Here is a 17,056-nt window from a genome sequence, read left to right on the forward strand (position 1 = left end):
CAGGACGCCGGCGCTTTTCGTTTTCGGGTGCAATTTTGTGTGCCGTTGCGGGAATTCGCACAGGCGTGTGCAGCGTCTGCCTTGCACGCCGGAGCGAGCACCGCAATATTTGACCAATCCCGTCTGACGAGAATCGGCGCCGACCGGCTGCCGGAACCCCAAGGAGCGCGACATGCATGATCCCCAGGACAGGACGATGAATCTGGTTCCGATCGTCGTCGAGCAGACCAGCCGGGGCGAACGCTCCTTCGATATCTATTCGCGGCTTCTCAAGGAGCGCATCATCTTCGTCACCGGTCCGATCGAGGACCATATGGCGAGCCTGATCGTCGCCCAGCTGCTTTTCCTTGAATCGGAAAATCCGAAGAAGGAAATCTCGATGTACATCAACTCGCCCGGCGGCGTGGTCTCGGCCGGCCTGGCGATCTACGACACGATGCAGCACATCCGCTGCCCGGTCTCCACCATGTGTATCGGCATGGCCGCCTCGATGGGCTCGCTGCTGCTGACGGCAGGCGAGGACAAGAAACGCTACGCCACGCCGAATGCGCGGATCATGGTGCACCAGCCCTCCGGCGGTTTCCGCGGCCAGGCCTCGGACATCGAGCGGCATGCGGCGGACATCCAGAAGATCAAGCGCCGGCTGAACGAGATCTATGTGCACCACACCGGCCGCACCTATGACGAGATTGAACAGGCCCTCGACCGCGACAACTTCATGTCGGCGGACGAGGCCAAGGAATTCGGCCTCATTGACGAGGTCTTTACGCGTCGCAGCGAGGATGAAGGCGAAGGCAAGTCCGGCTAGGGCATGATTGCCGGGCGCGGTTGAAGCTTGATCCATGCCGCGCCCATGTGATCGAATGCACAGTGACGGAAACCTTTCGCTAAAGTTCGGCCCTGATTTTGCTCAGGACTGGATGCGAGGCGGGACAAATGCCGGTATGGTATCGTAATGATACCATTCAATTGCCGGGACCTGCGGGTTGAATTGGAGCGGTCATGAGTAAGACGACGGGCGGAGACGGCGAGTCGAAGAACACCCTCTACTGTTCTTTCTGCGGAAAGAGCCAGCATGAGGTGCGCAAGCTGATTGCCGGGCCCACCGTGTTCATCTGCGATGAATGCGTCGAGCTCTGCATGGACATCATCCGCGAGGAGAACAAGTCCTCGCTGGTGAAGTCCAAGGAAGGCGTGCCCACGCCGCAGGAAATCTTCAACGTCCTGAACGACTACGTGATCGGCCAGGCGCATGCCAAGCGCGTGCTCGCAGTGGCCGTGCACAATCACTACAAGCGTCTCAACCACGCCTCGGCCAATTCCGACGTGGAACTGGCCAAGTCGAACATCCTGCTGATCGGTCCGACCGGTTGCGGCAAGACGCTGCTGGCCCAGACGCTGGCGCGCATCCTCGATGTGCCCTTCACCATGGCCGATGCGACGACGCTGACCGAAGCCGGCTATGTCGGCGAGGATGTCGAGAACATCGTGCTGAAACTGCTGCAGTCGGCCGACTACAATGTCGAGCGGGCCCAGCGCGGCATCGTCTATATCGACGAGATCGACAAGATTTCCCGCAAGTCCGACAACCCGTCCATCACGCGCGACGTATCGGGCGAGGGCGTGCAGCAGGCGCTGCTGAAGATCATGGAAGGCACGGTCGCCTCCGTGCCGCCGCAGGGCGGCCGCAAGCATCCCCAGCAGGAATTCCTGCAGGTGGACACGACCAATATCCTCTTCGTCGTCGGCGGCGCCTTTGCCGGTCTCGACAAGGTGATCTCCCAGCGCGGCAAGGGCTCGGCCATCGGCTTCGGCGCCGATGTGCGTGAAAGCGACGACCGCCGCACGGGCGATATCCTGCGCGAGGTGGAGCCGGACGATCTGCTGCGTTTCGGCCTGATCCCGGAATTCGTCGGCCGTCTGCCGGTCATCGCGACCCTGGAAGACCTGGACGAGGACGCCCTGGTGCAGATTCTGACCGAGCCGAAGAATGCGCTCGTGAAGCAGTATCAGCGCCTGTTCGAGATGGAAGGCGTCGGCCTGACCTTCACCGAGGATGCACTCAAGGCGGTGGCGCACAAGGCGATCGCGCGCAAGACCGGGGCTCGCGGCCTGCGTTCGATCATGGAAGGCATCCTGCTGGAAACGATGTTCGACCTGCCGGGCCTGGAAGGCGTGGAAGAGATTGTCGTCAACGCGGAAGTCGTCGAGGGCAATGCCAAACCGCTCTTCATCTATGCCGAGCGCAAGGACGACAAGCGTACGGGTGCTTGAGGACGCTTGAAATCGGCGATCGCGATCGCCACTTCATGATCCAGGTGGGACGCGTCGGGCAAGACCGGGAGCGCTTGCCGGCCGTCCCGTATCGATAGAAAGATCCAACGAGATCTGCACGCGCCCCTGTACCGGGCGCGCATGGAGTAAGCATGTCCAATACGAAGACACTTCCGCTTCTGCCGCTGCGCGACATTGTGGTTTTCCCCCACATGATCGTTCCCCTTTTCGTGGGGCGCGAGAAGTCGGTGAAGGCGCTGGAAGAGGTGATGAAGGCGGACAAGCAGATCCTGCTTGCCACCCAGCGCAATGCCGCGGACGACGAACCGGCGCCGGATGCGATCCATCGCACCGGTGTGGTCGCCTCTGTCCTGCAATTGCTGAAACTGCCCGACGGCACGGTTAAGGTGCTGGTGGAAGGCGGCGTCCGCGTCGAGATCACCGGCTATACGCCGCGTGAGGATTATTACGAAGCCGTCTGCGAACCCGTGGCCGAGGATTCCGGCGACGAGTCCGAGCTGGAAGCGCTGATGCGCACCGTCGCGGCCAAGTTCGAAGACTATGTGAAGCTGAACAAGAAGGTGCCGCCGGAAGCGCTGGCTTCGCTGTCGCAGATCCAGGAGCCGGGCAAGCTGGCCGACTCCATCTCGGCCCATCTGGCCGTCAAGATCGACGAGAAGCAGTCGCTGCTGGAAGAACCCGATGTCGCCAACCGGCTGGAGCGTGTGCTCGGCCTGATGGAAGGCGAGATCGGCGTGCTGCAGGTCGAGAAGAAAATCCGTTCGCGCGTGAAGCGCCAGATGGAGAAGACCCAGCGCGAGTATTATCTCAACGAGCAGATGAAGGCGATCCAGCGCGAGCTGGGTGAGGGCGATGACGGCCGCGAGGAACTCGCCGAGCTGGAACAGCGCCTGACCGAGGCCAAGCTGCCCAAGGAAGCGCGCGCCAAGGCCGACGCCGAATTCAAGAAACTGCGTCAGATGAGCCCGATGTCCGCCGAGGCCGCGGTGGTGCGCAATTATCTCGACTGGATCCTGGCGCTGCCCTGGAACAAGCGCAAACGCCTGAAGAACGATCTGGAGCGCGCCGAGGGCGTGCTCGAGGACGATCATTACGGGCTGGAGAAGGTCAAGGAACGCATTCTCGAGCATCTCGCCGTGCAGTCGCGCACCCGCAAGCTGCGCGGTCCGATCCTGTGCCTCGTCGGCCCGCCCGGCGTCGGCAAGACCTCGCTGGGCCGTTCGATCGCCAAGGCGACGGGCCGCGACTTCGTGCGCATGTCGCTGGGCGGCGTGCGCGACGAGGCCGAGATCCGCGGCCACCGGCGCACCTATATCGGCTCCATGCCGGGCCGCATCATCCAGTCGATGAAGAAGGTGAAGTCCGCCAATCCGCTCTTCCTCCTGGACGAGATCGACAAGCTGGGCGCCGATTATCGCGGCGATCCGGCCTCGGCCCTCCTGGAAGTGCTCGATCCGGAACAGAACGCGACCTTCAACGACCATTATCTGGAAGTCGATTACGACCTGTCCGACATCATGTTCGTGACCACCGCGAACACGCTCAACCTGCCGCAGCCGCTTCTCGACCGGATGGAGATCATCCGGATCGCCGGCTACACCGAGGACGAGAAGGTCGAGATCGCCAAGCGTCACCTCCTGCCCAAGCAGAAGTCCAATCACGCCCTGCGCGACAAGGACTTCACGCTGGAAGAGGCGGCCCTGCGCGACCTGATCCGCTACTATACCCGCGAGGCGGGCGTGCGGAATCTCGAGCGCGAGATCGCCAACCTGGCCCGCAAGGCCGTGCGCCAGATCCAGAGCGGCAAGGCCGACAGCGTCACCGTGACGCCGGACAATCTGGGCGATTTCGCGGGCGTGCGGAAATTCCGCTTCGGCGAGACCGACAAGGAAGACCAGGTCGGTGTCGTCACCGGGCTGGCTTGGACCGAAGTCGGCGGCGACCTGCTGACCATCGAGGCCGTGCGCATGCCGGGCCGCGGCAAGTTCACCGTGACGGGCAATCTGCGCGACGTGATGAAGGAGTCGATCTCGGCTGCGAATTCCTTCGTGCAGTCGCGGGCACCTTCGCTCGGCATCAAGCCGACCGTGTTCCGCTCGTCCGACATCCACGTCCACGTCCCCGAGGGCGCCACGCCGAAGGACGGTCCTTCGGCCGGTATCGGCATGATGACGGGCATCGTCTCGGTGCTGACCGGTATTCCGGTACGCAAGGATATCGCCATGACCGGCGAGATCACCCTGCGCGGCCGGGTCCTGCCGATCGGCGGTCTGAAGGAGAAACTCCTCGCGGCGCTGCGCGGCGGTGTGAAGACGGTGCTCATCCCCACGGACAATGAAAAGGATCTCGCCGAGATCCCGGACAATGTGAAACAGGGGCTGGAGATCATCCCGGTGGAAACCGCCGACGAGGTGCTCAAGCTGGCGCTCACCGAACCGGTGCAGCCGGTCGAATGGACCGAGGCCGACGAAGCAGCCCTGGCGGCGATGGCCTCGCAGACCGGTACGGAAACCGGCGAGACACCCATGGCGCACTGATGTTGCCCTTACCGGGCACAAATGGTGCCTTTGCGTGACAGGAAAAGGGCGGCTTTGGCCGCCCTTTTTCGTGACCGCCGCCAGATTTTTGCACGCGCACGACGCAGATGCGGAAATTGAGCATTGACCTTGCGCAAAACCCCCGCCACTCTCGCTTCATGACTTTCGCGACGTTCTATTTCTTCGGCTACTTTACCAACGCAACCCGTGAGGGGGCGGTGGCCGGCTGACGTGTGTGAAAGCACCGGATTTGCAGGGCCTCCCCCCTCGGGGAGGCCCTTTTCTTTTGCGTGAAAAGGAAGGGTGAGACCGTGACCACGACAAAGAGCCGGGACGAGATCCGGGCGGAGATTACGCAGATCGACGGGCAGTTGATCGATGCCATTGCGCGCCGTCAGGAACTGGTCGACGAGATCCAGGCTGCCAAGGCCGCCAGCGGTCAGCCGGTGCGCGACCGCGAACGCGAGCAGGCCGTCCTGCGCGAGGCGCTCACGCGCGCAAAGGCGCACGGTTTGCCGCCCGAACTGGTCGAGAGCCTGTTCCACGCCCTGTTCGAGGTGTCGATCCGCCGCCAGCGCCAGCGCTTCGATTCCATGCGCAACGAGGATCTCAACGAGGCCACCGTCGCCTATCTCGGCGGGCCGGGCAGTTACAGCCATATCGCGGCCCAGAAAGTCTTCGAGCGCCGCAATGCCACCGTCGTGCCGTCACCCAAGCGCGACTTCGTCTCGATCTTCCGCTCGGTCGAGAATGCCGAGGTCGATTACGGCGTGGTGCCGATCGAGAACACCACGACGGGCTCGATCAACGAGGTCTATGACATCCTGATCAATTCGCGCACCCAGATCATCGGCGAATTCCTGCTGCGGGTCGATCACTGCCTGGTCGGCAAGGCCAGCGGGCAGGGGCGGATCAGCCGGGTCTTCGGCCACCCGCAGGCACTGGCCCAGTGCCGCCGCTATATCGCCTCCCACCCGGAGCTGGAGACGCATATGGCGGCCTCGACCACGCGGGCGCTGGAGCGTCTGCTGGAGGATGACGACACGGCGGCTGCGGTCGCCGGCGAGGACGCGGCACGCCTGTTCGGCATGGACATCCTGGCCCGCGGTATCGGCGATCACGAGCAGAACATCACCCGTTTCATCGTGATCGCCCGCAAGGCGACGCTGCCGACCCGCGAGGTGGAGTGCAAGACGTCGATGATGTTCACCACGCGCGACACGCCGGGCTGCCTGGTCGACGCGCTGACCGGTTTCCGCGACCAGGGCGTGAACATCGTCAAGCTGGAAAGCCGCCCGATTGCCGGCAATCCCTGGGAGGAGATGTTCATCATGGATGTCGAGGGCCATGTCGAGGACGAACGGGTCCGCCAGGCGATGAGCGTCATCGAGGAGCATACCCGCGAGATCAAGCTGCTCGGCTGCTATGCCGCCGATGCCATCGACCGCGTCACCGTTGCCGAATAGCGACACGGGCCGTGAATGCCGCCGCTGTGCATGATGCAGCGGCGGCAAAACCGGTTGAAATTTGCTACCAGTCTGAATTCAATGGTCTGTAGACGAATGACCTCCATCATGGACTGGATGATGTCGGCCCGCGCCACGCGCCTGCGCGGCGCGGCCGGCTGGCGCTGCGAGCGGGAAGTGCGTATGGATACACAACAGGCGACGCCGGCCCGGCCGCGTCCCCGGGGGCGGCCCGGCCTGACGCCGGAAGTCCGTGAGCAGGCGCTGCTGACGGCGGGAGAGCTGCTCGCCGAGCAGGGTCTCAAGGGCATGCAGGCGCGTACGATTGCGGCGCGGGCAGGCCTGTCCGTCGGCTCGATCTACAAGCTGTTCGGCGATATCGACGACCTGATCCGTGAACTCAATCTGCGCACCTATCGCGATATCGAGGTCCACCACAGCTCGGCACTCGAGGCGTCCGGACTGCCGCCCGAAGCGGTGTTCGAGCGCGCCCTCGTCCTGGCGCGCGCCTATATTGAGTTTGTCGTCACCCAGAATGCGCGCTGGATGGCTCTCCTGTCCTTCAATCGCCGCCAGTCCGGCGCTGCACCGAAAGCCTATACCGAGACCGAGGACGCCCTGTTCGGGATCGTGGAAGGTGTGCTGGAGGCGGGCAGGGGGTTCGAGGACCCGGACTTTCGCCGGCGTGCTGCGCGAACGCTGTGGGCGTCGGTGCACGGTATTGTCACCATGACATTGCCCAATGCTGCACTTGAGGACCCGGCAGCCGAAGCGCTGGAGCAGGCTTCGATGATGATCGGCGCGCTGATCCGCGATGCTGCGGCGCAGAAGTAGCGCACGCTTGCCTCGAAGGGCCGCGGCAGACTAAAAGCGCGGCTCATCTTGGATCGGGCGGTTAGCTCAGCTGGGAGAGCGACTGGTTTACACCCAGTAGGTCGGGGGTTCGAACCCCTCACCGCCCACCATACTTCGTCCTGCGGGCCTCGGGTGCCAAACTGCCCGCAACGCGCATTCGGGGCGAAGCGGCGTCGGTAAAACGGTCCATCCATCCTTGATCCACATGAACGCACAGCGCACCATCGTGTGCGAAGCGCATCCGGTCCGAACGGCCGGCGGACAAGCTTGAGTGAGCGATCGTGAAACTGGTTCTGGCCTTGTTCCTGGCGAATTCGATCTGCGGTGCGTCCGGGGACGAGCTCGCGCAGGCGCCTTCGCAGGCGGAGAGCGGGATCTGCCTTTCCTGCAACGCCTTCGAGCGCTTCTACGATGGGCGTGACAATGCGCCGGCCTGGACGGGGTGGCGCAGGCGCAAGCATTTTCAGGCCCTTCTGGAGGCCGTGCGCGATGCCGGCTCGCACGGTCTCGATCCGGCCAGCTATGGTCTCGATCTGCTCGAAGCGGCCAATCCGCGCCGGTCCGACCGGCGGCTCGATGAAATCGCCACCCGCGCCTATCTCGACCTTGCCCATGATTTGCTGCGCGGCCGGCTGGATCCGCAGACGGTCGAGCGGGGCAGGTCTGCGCCGCGGCGCGATCTGGACGTTGCCACCTATCTCGCCAGTGCGCTCGAGAATGATCGGGTGACAGAAAGCCTCGAAGCGCTGGCGCCGCGGGATGACGGCTATGCGCGGCTGCGTGCCGCGCTGGCAGATTATCGTGCGGTGAGCGCCAAGGGGGCCTGGCCGCGGATCGAGCCCGGCGCGGCGCTGCATCCCGGTGACCGGTCGCCCCGCGTGGCGCAATTGCGGGCGCGGCTGCAAGCAACGGGTGAGGTCTTCCGGCTGGTGCCCGAGACCGAGCGCGACCTGTTCGACGACGAGATGGCGGCGGCCGTGCTGCGGTTGCAGCAGCGCGCCCATCTCGATGGCGACGGTGTGGCCGGGGCCGAGACGATCGACTGGCTGAATGTGTCTTCGGAAGACCGGGTGCGGCAGATCGCCGCGAATCTCGAACGCCTGCGCTGGCAGGGCGGATCGTGGGAGGGGCGGCTCCTGCGCGTCAATATTCCCGACTTCTTGCTGGAAGCCAGGTCCGGGGGAGAGGTCGAGCAACGCCACAGACTGATTGTCGGCCGGCGCTCGCGGCCGACGCCGGTCTTCTCTGCCCAACTCGCCTATTTCATTCTCAACCCATGGTGGGAGACGCCGCACAGCCTGGCAGTCCGCGACGAATTGCCGGCCTTCCGCCGCGATCCGGACATGGTGCAGCGCCTGGGCTTTCAGGTGCTCGACAGCGAGGGCAATCTGGTCGACCCCGGCGAAATCGACTGGAATACCGTGCCCGCCAGCGCTTTTCCCTATCGGTTGCGCCAGGCGCCGGGGCCGCAGAACGCGCTGGGACAGGTCAAGTTCATCTTCCCCAATCCATACAATACCTACCTGCATGACACGCCGACCCGGCAATTGTTCGAGGAGGAGCGGCGGGCATTTTCCTCCGGCTGCATGCGCGTCGACCGGCCGGTCGACCTCGCACGCTGGGTCGCCGAAGGACTGCCTGACTGGCCGCCCGAGCGGATCGACCGGGTGCTGGCCGGCGGTGTGGAAACCCGCGTCGATCTTTCTGACAGGATACCGGTCGAAGTCGTCTATTGGACGGTGGTGCCCGAGGGCCCCCTTGGCGTCCGCTTTCTCGACGACCTATATAACAGGGACGGGATCATCATCGACGAACTTGAGGGAGCAGGTTCGAGAGTGTCGGAGTAGTGCGTGTTCACCACGTTCCTGTTAGCGGCAGCCGCCGCAATTCCCAGCGCGACCAGCCGTGAGGTTTCGACGGATCTCGCTGTCGCTTCCGCCCCGATCCGGGTCGAAAGACCCGATACGGGTTTCGATCCCGGCCGCACCGGTTTCACGGTGACCACGCCCGGCGGGGTCGGCATCGACTATCGCGAGTTCACGCTCTTTCTGCGTCCCGGCGAGACTTTGTCGCTGACGGCCAGCGAGCCTGTCGCCTGGCAGGACGAGCCGGCATCGATGACGCTCGAATGGTCTGCGCCGGACACCCCCGGTCATCACCACACGACGCTGACTGCCGAAGACGGCGCGCAGATGAGCCTGCATCTCGTCGTCATGCGTGCCCGTAACACCGGCGATTCCGCGATCAATGGCTATCGCCTCGGCCGCTATCCGGACGAACCCTATCTCGGCCTGGAAACCTACCGGGCGCCGGAATATTTCGTCGAGGTCTCTCCCGGCATCGAGGCGTTGCCCCTGTCGCCTCACTTCCGTCTCGGTCAGTTCCTGTGCAAGCAGGAGGGTGAGGACGGTCCGGCCTATCTTGTCGTTTCCGAACGCCTCGTGCTCAAGCTGGAACAGATCCTGGAAGCGGCCAATGCCCGCGGCTGGCGCACCGACAGCTTCGCCGTGATGAGCGGCTATCGCACGCCGGACTACAATGCCGGCCTGGGCAATGGCAGCTATTCCCGCCACATCTATGGCGGCGCCGCCGATATCTTCATCGACACCGATGGCGATGGCGTGATGGACGATCTCAATGGCGATGGGCGTCACGACCGCGCCGATGCGTCGGCGCTCTACGATCTCGTCGAGGAGATGGCGGCCGGGGGCCATGAAAGCTGGTTGGCCGGTGGCCTGGGCGAATACGGACCCAATGCCCGGCACGGCGCCTTCGTCCATGTCGACGAGCGCGGCTTCCGCGCGCGTTGGGGCCGCTGAGGATCAGCTTGCCGCCGGTTCCGGCAGGGCGAAAAGGTCGACGAGACCGCTGGCATCGCCGGAGAAGATGCGCACATCGGCGCGCGGCGCAAAGCGCTGGATGGTCCGGGCAACGTCGCGGGCCGGGACGGGTTCAGCGTTGAAATCATTGACGATCACGGTGCAGCGGGCGTCCAGGACACGCAACGCCGTCAGCGTGTGCGAGATCGCGCCGAGATAGGCTCCGGCGACGAGGATCGGCCGCGCGTCGAGGTCGCGGATCAGGTCGAGATTGAGCCCGTCTGTGGCCAGCGGAGACATCACGCCGCCGGCGCCTTCCACGATCGTCGGCATGCCGGGATCGATCTGGTCGAGGCACCAGTGCAGCACGGCGTCGATCGCGAGTTCGCGGTTTTCCTGCCGGGCGGCCATGTCGGGCGAGAGCGGGGCCTTGAAGCGCCAGGGTGATACGGACTGCACCCCTTCGCCCGTCAATTCGGCCCCATTGGCGCGCATCAGGCGTATCGTATCTGTGGCATTGAGTTGCGCCGGATCGAAGCCGGAGATCACCGGCTTGAGGACGCGCGCCTTTCCGCCGGCCCTGCGATGGGCTTCCAGCATGGCGCAGAGGATGTGGGTCTTGCCGACGTCGGTGCCGGTCCCCGTCACGAAAATGGGGCGCATTACTCGGCGGCCTCCGTCTGTTGCAGGATGGATTTCAGTGCGGCGGCGAGCCGGTCGATATCGGCGGCCTCGTGTGCGGCGGAGAAGGTGAAGCGCAGGCGCGCCGTTCCCGGCGGCACGGTCGGCGGCCGGATGGCGGTTACCAGAAAGCCCTCGGCTTCCAGGGCCGCGGAGGCGGCGAGGGCGGCGGTTTCGCTGCCCAGGATGACCGGCACGACCGGCGAGACGGGTCTGGAAAGGCCCAGCTTGCCGGCAAAGCGCTGTGCCAGGTCGAGCGGGCGTTCGCACAGCGCGGGATCGGCGGCGATGAGATCGAGCGCGGCGAGCGCTGCGGCGGCGCTGGCCGGGGGCAGGGCGGTGGTGAAGACCAGTGGCCGGGCGCGCGAGCGCAGGAGTTCGCACACACGTTCCGACGCACACAGATAGCCGCCATAGCTTCCCATCGCCTTGGACAGCGTGCCCATCTGCAAAGGTGCAGCGGCGGGCGGCGCGAAGGCATGGGCCGAACCGCGTCCGCCGCCGACCACGCCGATACCGTGCGCATCGTCGACCAGGGTCCAGGCGTCGAATTCCTCGCCCAGGGCCAGGATCTCCGGCAGGGGGGCGAAATCGCCATCCATGGAAAACACGCCATCGGTGAGGATCATGGCGTGGCGGGCCTCGCCGCGATGTTCGGCCAGCAGGCTGCGCAGCTGGCCCATGTCATTGTGGCGGAAGACCTCGACACGGGCCCGGGACAGGCGCGCGCCGGCGTGCAGACAGGCATGGGCGAGACTGTCGATCACGACGAGATCGTCAGGTCCCGCCAGCGCCGGCGTGATGGCCAGATTGGCCAGATAGCCCGAACCGAAGACGATACAGTCCTCGGTGCCCTTGAAAGCCGCCAGCCGCCGTTCCAGCTGGAATAGAAGCGGGTGACCGCCGGTGACCAGGCGGGATGCGCCGGAGCCGGCACCCCATTCGGCCGTCGCCGCGCGGGCGGCCTCGATCACCTTGGGGTGATGGGCCAGGCCCAGATAATCGTTCGAGCAGACATTGATCAGCGACCGCCCGTCGCGCTCGACATGGACCGCGTCGCGATGGCGCGTTTCCACCGTCCGGCGGCGGAGGGATTTGCGGTCCAGCGCGGAGAGCTTGTCGGCGGCAAAGCGCTCGAGTGAGGCGGCTGCGGAAGTCATATCAAGCCTGTCGTTCGGGTGAGAGGCCTGCTAAAGCCCGCCCGTCATGTCCAACACATTGAAAACTGCGTTGCCCGGCGGGTTCAAGCCCGAAGGGCGACATCTCTGGCGGCCCTACACCCAGATGAAGACCGCACAGCCGGCCCTGCCGGTCGTGTCGGCCGAGGGCGTGCGGCTGAAACTCGCCGACGGCCGCAGCCTGATCGACGGTGTCTCGTCCTGGTGGACCACCGTACACGGCTACAGCCACCCGCATATTGTCGGCGCGATTTGCGATCAGGTCGAGCGCCTGTCCCATGTCATGCTGGGCGGGCTGACGCACGAACCTGCCGAACGGCTGGCGGCGCGCCTGGCGGCGCTGGCGCCGGGCGATCTCGATCATGTCTTCTTCTGCGAGTCGGGCTCGGTCTCGGTCGAGATCGCGATGAAGATGGCGGTGCAATCCTGGATCAATCGCGGCGTCGACGGCCGCACGCGCTTTGTGTGCTTCCGCGGCGGCTATCATGGCGACACCATCGCCACCATGTCGGTGTGCGATCCGGAGGAGGGGATGCACAGCCTGTTTGCGGGTTCCCTGCCGCAGCAGATTGTCGCCGACCTGCCGCAAGACCCCGAAAGCACGGCGCGATTCGAGGCGCTGCTCGACGCGCATGCTGACGAGATTGCCGGCGTGGTGACCGAACCGCTGGTGCAGGGGGCGGGCGGGATGCGATTCTTTTCGCCGGACACCCTGCGCACGATCCGCACGGCCTGCGATGCGCGCGGCCTGCCGTTGATCGTCGACGAGATCATGACCGGTTTTGGCCGACTGGGCACGATGTTTGCCTGCGAGAAGGCGGGAATCGTCCCGGATGTGATGACAGTCTCCAAGGCGCTCACCGGCGGTACGCTGCCCCTGGCAGCGGCAATCGCCTCGCGCGGCATGTTCGAGCACTTCTGGCGCGACGAAGCCTCGGCCGCGCTGATGCACGGGCCGACCTATATGGGCAATCCGGCCGCCTGTGCGGCGGCGAATGCCTCGCTCGACCTGTTCGAGCGCGAACCGCGGCTGCAGCAGGTGGCACAGATCGAGGCTGCCTATGCCGCGCTCCTGCCGCAGGCGTGCGATATTCCCGGTGTCGTGGATGTGCGCTGGCAGGGCGCGATCGGAGTCATCGAAATGCCCGGACTGCCGGAGCCCGACGCGCTGAAATCGGCCTTTGTCGAGGCGGGTATCTGGGTGCGGCCGTTTGGAAATATCGTCTATCTCATGCCGCCTTACGTGATTTCACAGGGCGATCTGGAGCAGTTGATCCGCACGACCGTCGCGGTGACACGCACCTGGGCGGAACGTCATTTTGCGGCCGGCTGAACAAGGTGCTGCATTATGTGCAGATCGCTTGCATTGGCCGCTTGACCGGACCGCGGTCTGCTCATAAACAACGCACCTCGCTTCGGCGAGCCGCTCAAGCGGGTGTAGCTCAGTTGGTTAGAGCGCCGGCCTGTCACGCCGGAGGTCGCGGGTTCGAGTCCCGTCACTCGCGCCATTTCCCCCACTCAAGGGATGTGGTGCACGGATCGAAAAACGGCCGCTCCTGCCTGGAGCGGCCGTTTTCGTTTGCCAAACCGCCCGAAGCATGAAAAAGAGCGCCTACGTTCTGCGGTGAGTAGTCGGTCCCTTGAGGCTGCATTGCAGACGTTGGCGAGACTTTCCGCCCTTTAAAAGGCCCGGTTCCGGGCCGGGCGCGTATTGATCATTGCCACCCTGGCGCCAGGCCGGCGCCGACAAGACGGCGGCTGATCTACGCAGGCTTCCACACTGAAAACCCGTTCGTTCGTGCGCGCGGCCTTTGGCGGCGCTCCGGACCCATGAAAGATATATTTTGACACAGTTCAATGAACTCGGCCTGGCCGAGCCCATTCTCCGCGCGCTTGAAGATGCCGGCTATAACGAGCCGACCCCGATCCAGCGCGAAGCGATTCCCGCCCTCATCGAAGGGCGCGACGTGCTCGGTATTGCCCAGACGGGCACCGGCAAGACGGCCGCCTTCGTGCTGCCCATCCTCCATTCCATCAGTGCCAACAACAAGCGGCCGGCGCCCAAGACCTGCCGCGCGCTGATCCTGTCGCCGACGCGCGAACTGTCGGCACAGATCCTCGAAAACCTGCGCGGCTATGCCCAGCACATGCGCGTCTCCTCGACGCTGGTCGTGGGCGGGCTCAAAATCGGTCCGCAGGTGAAGATGCTGGCGCGCGGCGTCGATGTCGTCGTGGCCACGCCCGGCCGTCTGCTCGACCTCGTGCGCTCCGGCGCTCTGAGCCTGTCGCAGGTGCGCACCCTGGTGCTGGACGAGGCCGACCAGATGCTGGATCTCGGCTTCATCCCGGCGATCCGCGATATCGTGTCCCGCCTGCCCCAAGACCGCCAGACGGCGCTGCTGTCGGCGACGATGCCCAAGCCGATCAAGGCGCTGGCGCACGACCTCCTGACCGATCCCAAGCAGATCTCGGTCGCTCCGGCCTCACGCCCGATCGAGCGGATCGAACAGTCGGTGGTGCTGACACCGCGCGATTCCAAGCGCGACCTGCTGCTGGAATTGCTGTCCGATCGCTCCGTCGAGCGCTCGATCGTCTTCACCCGCACCAAGCGCGGTGCCGACCGGGTCAACAAGAGCCTCGTCCAGTACGGTCTCAAATCGGCCGCCATCCACGGCGACAAGACCCAGGGTCAGCGCGTGAAGGCGCTGGACGGGTTCAAGTCCGGCCATGTGAAAATCCTCGTCGCCACCGACATTGCCGCACGCGGCATCGATGTCGACGATGTCTCCCACGTCGTGAACTACGAGCTGCCGAATATTCCGGAGAGCTATGTTCACCGGATCGGCCGTACGGCCCGTGCCGGCAAGACCGGTATCGCGGTCTCGCTGTGCGATCCGTCCGAGTATGAATATCTGTGCGATATCGAAAAACTCACCGGTGTCGAGATCGAGCGGGCGATTGTCGGCGAGGAAGCCGATTTCTTCGCGGAAGCCCGCAACACCAAGCCGGTGAAGAAGAAGCGCTCGCGCAGCCGCAATAATCAGGGCCAAGGTCAGGGTCAGCGGGCCCAGGGCCAGAATGCCCAGGATCACAAGCCCCGCGGTCAAAAGCCGCGCGGTCCCAAGCCGCAGGGACAACGGGGCGAGGGGCAAGGTGGCCAGCGCCAGCAGGGCGAAGGTCAGAAGGCCGATGGCAAGCCGTTCCGCGGCGATCGTGCGGCGCGCGGCGAGCGTCCCGACCAGGCCTCGCGCGGTGAGCGCAAGCCGGGCCGGCCGCAGGAACGTTCCGGTGAGCGTCAGCAGGCGCGGGGCGAGGCCGGCGGCAAGCCGCGGCGTCCGCGCAAGCACCGCACCGGCAATGCGTCACAAGGATCGGGTGGAGCTCACGTCCCGGCGTGATCAGGGTGCACCTCGTTTCCAACTGACGAGGACGCATCATGTCACTTCTGACGAACAAGACTGCCATTATCACAGGTGCCAGCGCAGGGATCGGCCGTTCGGCCGCCCTGCGCTTTGCGCATGAGGGCGCCCGCCTGGTGATCAATGCCCGCGGGCCGGAGGCGCTGGACCGCGTCGCTGGCGAAATCCGAGAGGCCGGTGGCGAAGTGCTGGCAATTGCCGGCGACGCGGCTGACCCGGCGCTCGCCGAACGCCTGGTCGAGACGGCCACGCAGCATTTCGGCGGGCTGGATATCGCCTTCAACAATGCCGGCGGTCTGGGCGATCTCGCGCCGATCGAACAGCAGACCGCGCAGAACTGGCACGCCACCCTGGATGCCAATCTGACGAGCGCCTTCCATGCCGCCCGCTTCCAGCTGCCGGCGTTCTACGCCCGGGGCGGCGGTTCGCTGATCTTCACCGGCTCCTTTGTCGGCCATACGGCCGGAATGCCGGGCATGAGTGTTTATTCCGCAGGGAAGGCCGGTCTGATCGGGCTGGTACAGGCGCTGGCCGCCGAGGCCGGCCCGCGCGGTGTGCGGGTGAATGCGCTGCTGCCGGGCGGTACGGATACGGCGATGGCGGCCCAGTTCGCCACGACCGATGAAATCCGGACCTATGTCGAGGGTATTCACGCGCTCGGCCGGATCGCCGATCCCGACGAGATTGCCGGTGCAGCGCTATACCTGGCCAGCGATCTGTCGAGCTTTGTGACCGGCACTGCTCATCTCGTCGATGGCGGCGTTTCGATCACGAAATAATGCGTCACGGTGCGGGTGCCGGCCTGGAGCGGGATCGTTTCCTGCGGAATCGCTCCTGCTCCGGAAACCTGAGTGGTCGCGTGATCGAACCGGTGAACCGGTTTCCACTTCACCTGATCACGCCCGACTTGAGCGATCGCGTGATCGAACCGGTGAACCGGTTTCCACTTCACCTGATCACGCTCGACTTGAGCGGTCGCGTGATCGAACCGGTGAACCGGTACCCACTTCACCTGATCACGCTCTAGCCGGCCGCCTGTCTCCGCTCGCCGGTTTCAGGGGCGGCGTCCGTTCTGCGGTCCTCCGGCAGGAAGGCTTTGAGTATTTCGCTGTCGCGATAGAAGTCTTCCAGCCGGGGCTTGCTGAACAGATAGCCCTGGATGAGGTGGATCCCGGCATCCCGGGCGGCGGTCATTTCGCCAACGGTCTCGATCCCTTCGGCGATGACGGCAATCCCCAGTTCCTCGCACAGCCGCGTGGTCTGCCGCACAATGATCTGGCGGCGGCGGTCGCTGTCGAGGCCGCGGGTCAGGTCCATGTCCAGCTTGACGTAGTCGGGCTGCAGGCGGGCGAGCTTGTTGAGACCGGAATATCCGGCCCCGAAATCATCGATCGCCGTACGCAGGCCGTGGCGGGCATATTCCTCGATGATTTCGTTCAGCATCGTGTGGTCGGTCACATCCTCGTTCTCGGTGAATTCGAAGATGATGCGGTCCAGCGGCATTCCGGTCTTTTTGGCTGTGCGCAGCGTGGTGCAGATGCAATTGGCCGGTTCGTAGACCGCATTCGGCATGAAATTGATGCTGATGGCCGTGGGCACGCCGATCCGGCTCGCGGTCTCGATTGCCTGCACGCGGCAGGTCTGGTCGAAATTATAGCGGTTCTCGTCCGTGATCTGCGCCAGCACGTGACCGGCCCCTTCACCGTTCTCGCCGCGGACCAGGGCTTCGTGGGCGAAAACCCGGCCGGCGGCGATATCGACGATGGGCTGGTAGGCCATGCGGATTGCTTGGGGAAAGCGTGCTTT

At 64.8% G+C, this 17,056-nt stretch carries 14 protein-coding genes and 2 tRNA genes; 13 read left to right on the forward strand and 3 right to left on the reverse strand.

The genetic code is table 11. The features are described 5' to 3' along the window. The first annotated feature begins 172 nt into the window (after positions 1 to 172). The 8 genes from ABJO18_RS03170 (at position 173) to ABJO18_RS03205 (ending at position 9,972) form a co-directional block, all read left to right on the forward strand. Positions 173 to 808 carry an ATP-dependent Clp protease proteolytic subunit gene (locus tag ABJO18_RS03170; protein ID WP_348509457.1) on the forward strand — a complete coding sequence of 212 codons (636 nt, stop codon included), beginning with the start codon at positions 173 to 175 and terminating at the stop codon, positions 806 to 808. 194 nt (positions 809 to 1,002) lie between these two features. Beyond that, the gene (gene clpX / locus ABJO18_RS03175) at positions 1,003 to 2,274 is read left to right on the forward strand and encodes an ATP-dependent Clp protease ATP-binding subunit ClpX (protein WP_348515727.1); all 1,272 of its coding nucleotides are present in this window, start codon (positions 1,003 to 1,005) and stop codon (positions 2,272 to 2,274) included. 152 nt (positions 2,275 to 2,426) lie between these two features. Then, positions 2,427 to 4,832, forward strand: a complete 2,406-nt coding sequence (gene lon / locus ABJO18_RS03180; protein ID WP_348507623.1) for an endopeptidase La — start codon at positions 2,427 to 2,429, stop codon at positions 4,830 to 4,832. A 311-nt stretch (positions 4,833 to 5,143) separates the two neighbouring features. Further along, positions 5,144 to 6,298 (forward strand): prephenate dehydratase, encoded by a 1,155-nt coding sequence (gene pheA / locus ABJO18_RS03185; RefSeq protein ID WP_348507624.1) that lies wholly within the window; start codon positions 5,144 to 5,146, stop codon positions 6,296 to 6,298. Positions 6,299 to 6,394: 96 nt separating this feature from the next. After that, complete coding sequence (locus ABJO18_RS03190; protein ID WP_348515728.1) at positions 6,395 to 7,132, forward strand: TetR/AcrR family transcriptional regulator; 738 nt, start codon at positions 6,395 to 6,397, stop codon at positions 7,130 to 7,132. A 55-nt stretch (positions 7,133 to 7,187) separates the two neighbouring features. Continuing rightward, positions 7,188 to 7,263: transfer RNA gene (locus tag ABJO18_RS03195), tRNA-Val, on the forward strand. 171 nt (positions 7,264 to 7,434) lie between these two features. Further along, a complete protein-coding gene (locus ABJO18_RS03200) occupies positions 7,435 to 9,000 on the forward strand; it encodes a L,D-transpeptidase family protein (RefSeq protein ID WP_348507626.1) in 1,566 nt (521 codons plus the stop codon). 3 nt (positions 9,001 to 9,003) lie between these two features. After that, the gene (locus ABJO18_RS03205; protein WP_348507627.1) at positions 9,004 to 9,972 is read left to right on the forward strand and encodes a D-Ala-D-Ala carboxypeptidase family metallohydrolase; all 969 of its coding nucleotides are present in this window, start codon (positions 9,004 to 9,006) and stop codon (positions 9,970 to 9,972) included. A 3-nt stretch (positions 9,973 to 9,975) separates the two neighbouring features. On the opposite strand, the gene bioD is transcribed toward ABJO18_RS03205, so the two are convergent. Both bioD and bioF read right to left on the reverse strand, forming a co-directional pair. Further along, a complete protein-coding gene (gene bioD / locus ABJO18_RS03210) occupies positions 9,976 to 10,635 on the reverse strand; it encodes a dethiobiotin synthase (RefSeq protein WP_348507628.1) in 660 nt (219 codons plus the stop codon). Further along, positions 10,635 to 11,813, reverse strand: a complete 1,179-nt coding sequence (gene bioF, locus ABJO18_RS03215; protein ID WP_348507629.1) for an 8-amino-7-oxononanoate synthase — start codon at positions 11,811 to 11,813, stop codon at positions 10,635 to 10,637. The genes bioD and bioF overlap by 1 nt, the downstream gene beginning before the upstream one ends. A gap of 46 nt (positions 11,814 to 11,859) precedes the next feature. On the opposite strand from bioF, the gene ABJO18_RS03220 reads away from it, so the two are divergent. From ABJO18_RS03220 to ABJO18_RS03240, 5 genes are all read left to right on the forward strand, one after another. Continuing rightward, the gene (locus tag ABJO18_RS03220; RefSeq protein WP_348507630.1) at positions 11,860 to 13,164 is read left to right on the forward strand and encodes an adenosylmethionine--8-amino-7-oxononanoate transaminase; all 1,305 of its coding nucleotides are present in this window, start codon (positions 11,860 to 11,862) and stop codon (positions 13,162 to 13,164) included. 98 nt (positions 13,165 to 13,262) lie between these two features. Continuing rightward, a tRNA-Asp gene (locus ABJO18_RS03225) sits at positions 13,263 to 13,339 on the forward strand. A gap of 336 nt (positions 13,340 to 13,675) precedes the next feature. Next, positions 13,676 to 15,229 (forward strand): DEAD/DEAH box helicase, encoded by a 1,554-nt coding sequence (locus tag ABJO18_RS03230; protein ID WP_348507631.1) that lies wholly within the window; start codon positions 13,676 to 13,678, stop codon positions 15,227 to 15,229. Between the two features lie 38 nt (positions 15,230 to 15,267). After that, positions 15,268 to 16,029: an SDR family oxidoreductase gene (locus tag ABJO18_RS03235; protein ID WP_348507632.1), complete on the forward strand. Its 762-nt coding sequence runs from the start codon at positions 15,268 to 15,270 to the stop codon at positions 16,027 to 16,029. An 80-nt stretch (positions 16,030 to 16,109) separates the two neighbouring features. Further along, complete coding sequence (locus tag ABJO18_RS03240) at positions 16,110 to 16,277, forward strand: hypothetical protein (RefSeq protein ID WP_348507633.1); 168 nt, start codon at positions 16,110 to 16,112, stop codon at positions 16,275 to 16,277. Here the strand turns inward: ABJO18_RS03240 and ABJO18_RS03245 are convergent. Continuing rightward, the gene (locus tag ABJO18_RS03245; RefSeq protein WP_348507634.1) at positions 16,274 to 17,029 is read right to left on the reverse strand and encodes an EAL domain-containing protein; all 756 of its coding nucleotides are present in this window, start codon (positions 17,027 to 17,029) and stop codon (positions 16,274 to 16,276) included. The genes ABJO18_RS03240 and ABJO18_RS03245 overlap by 4 nt on opposite strands. Positions 17,030 to 17,056: the final 27 nt, after the last annotated feature.

This window comes from Maricaulis sp. (assembly GCF_039978735.1).
Classification (GTDB): Bacteria; Pseudomonadota; Alphaproteobacteria; order Caulobacterales; family Maricaulaceae; genus Maricaulis.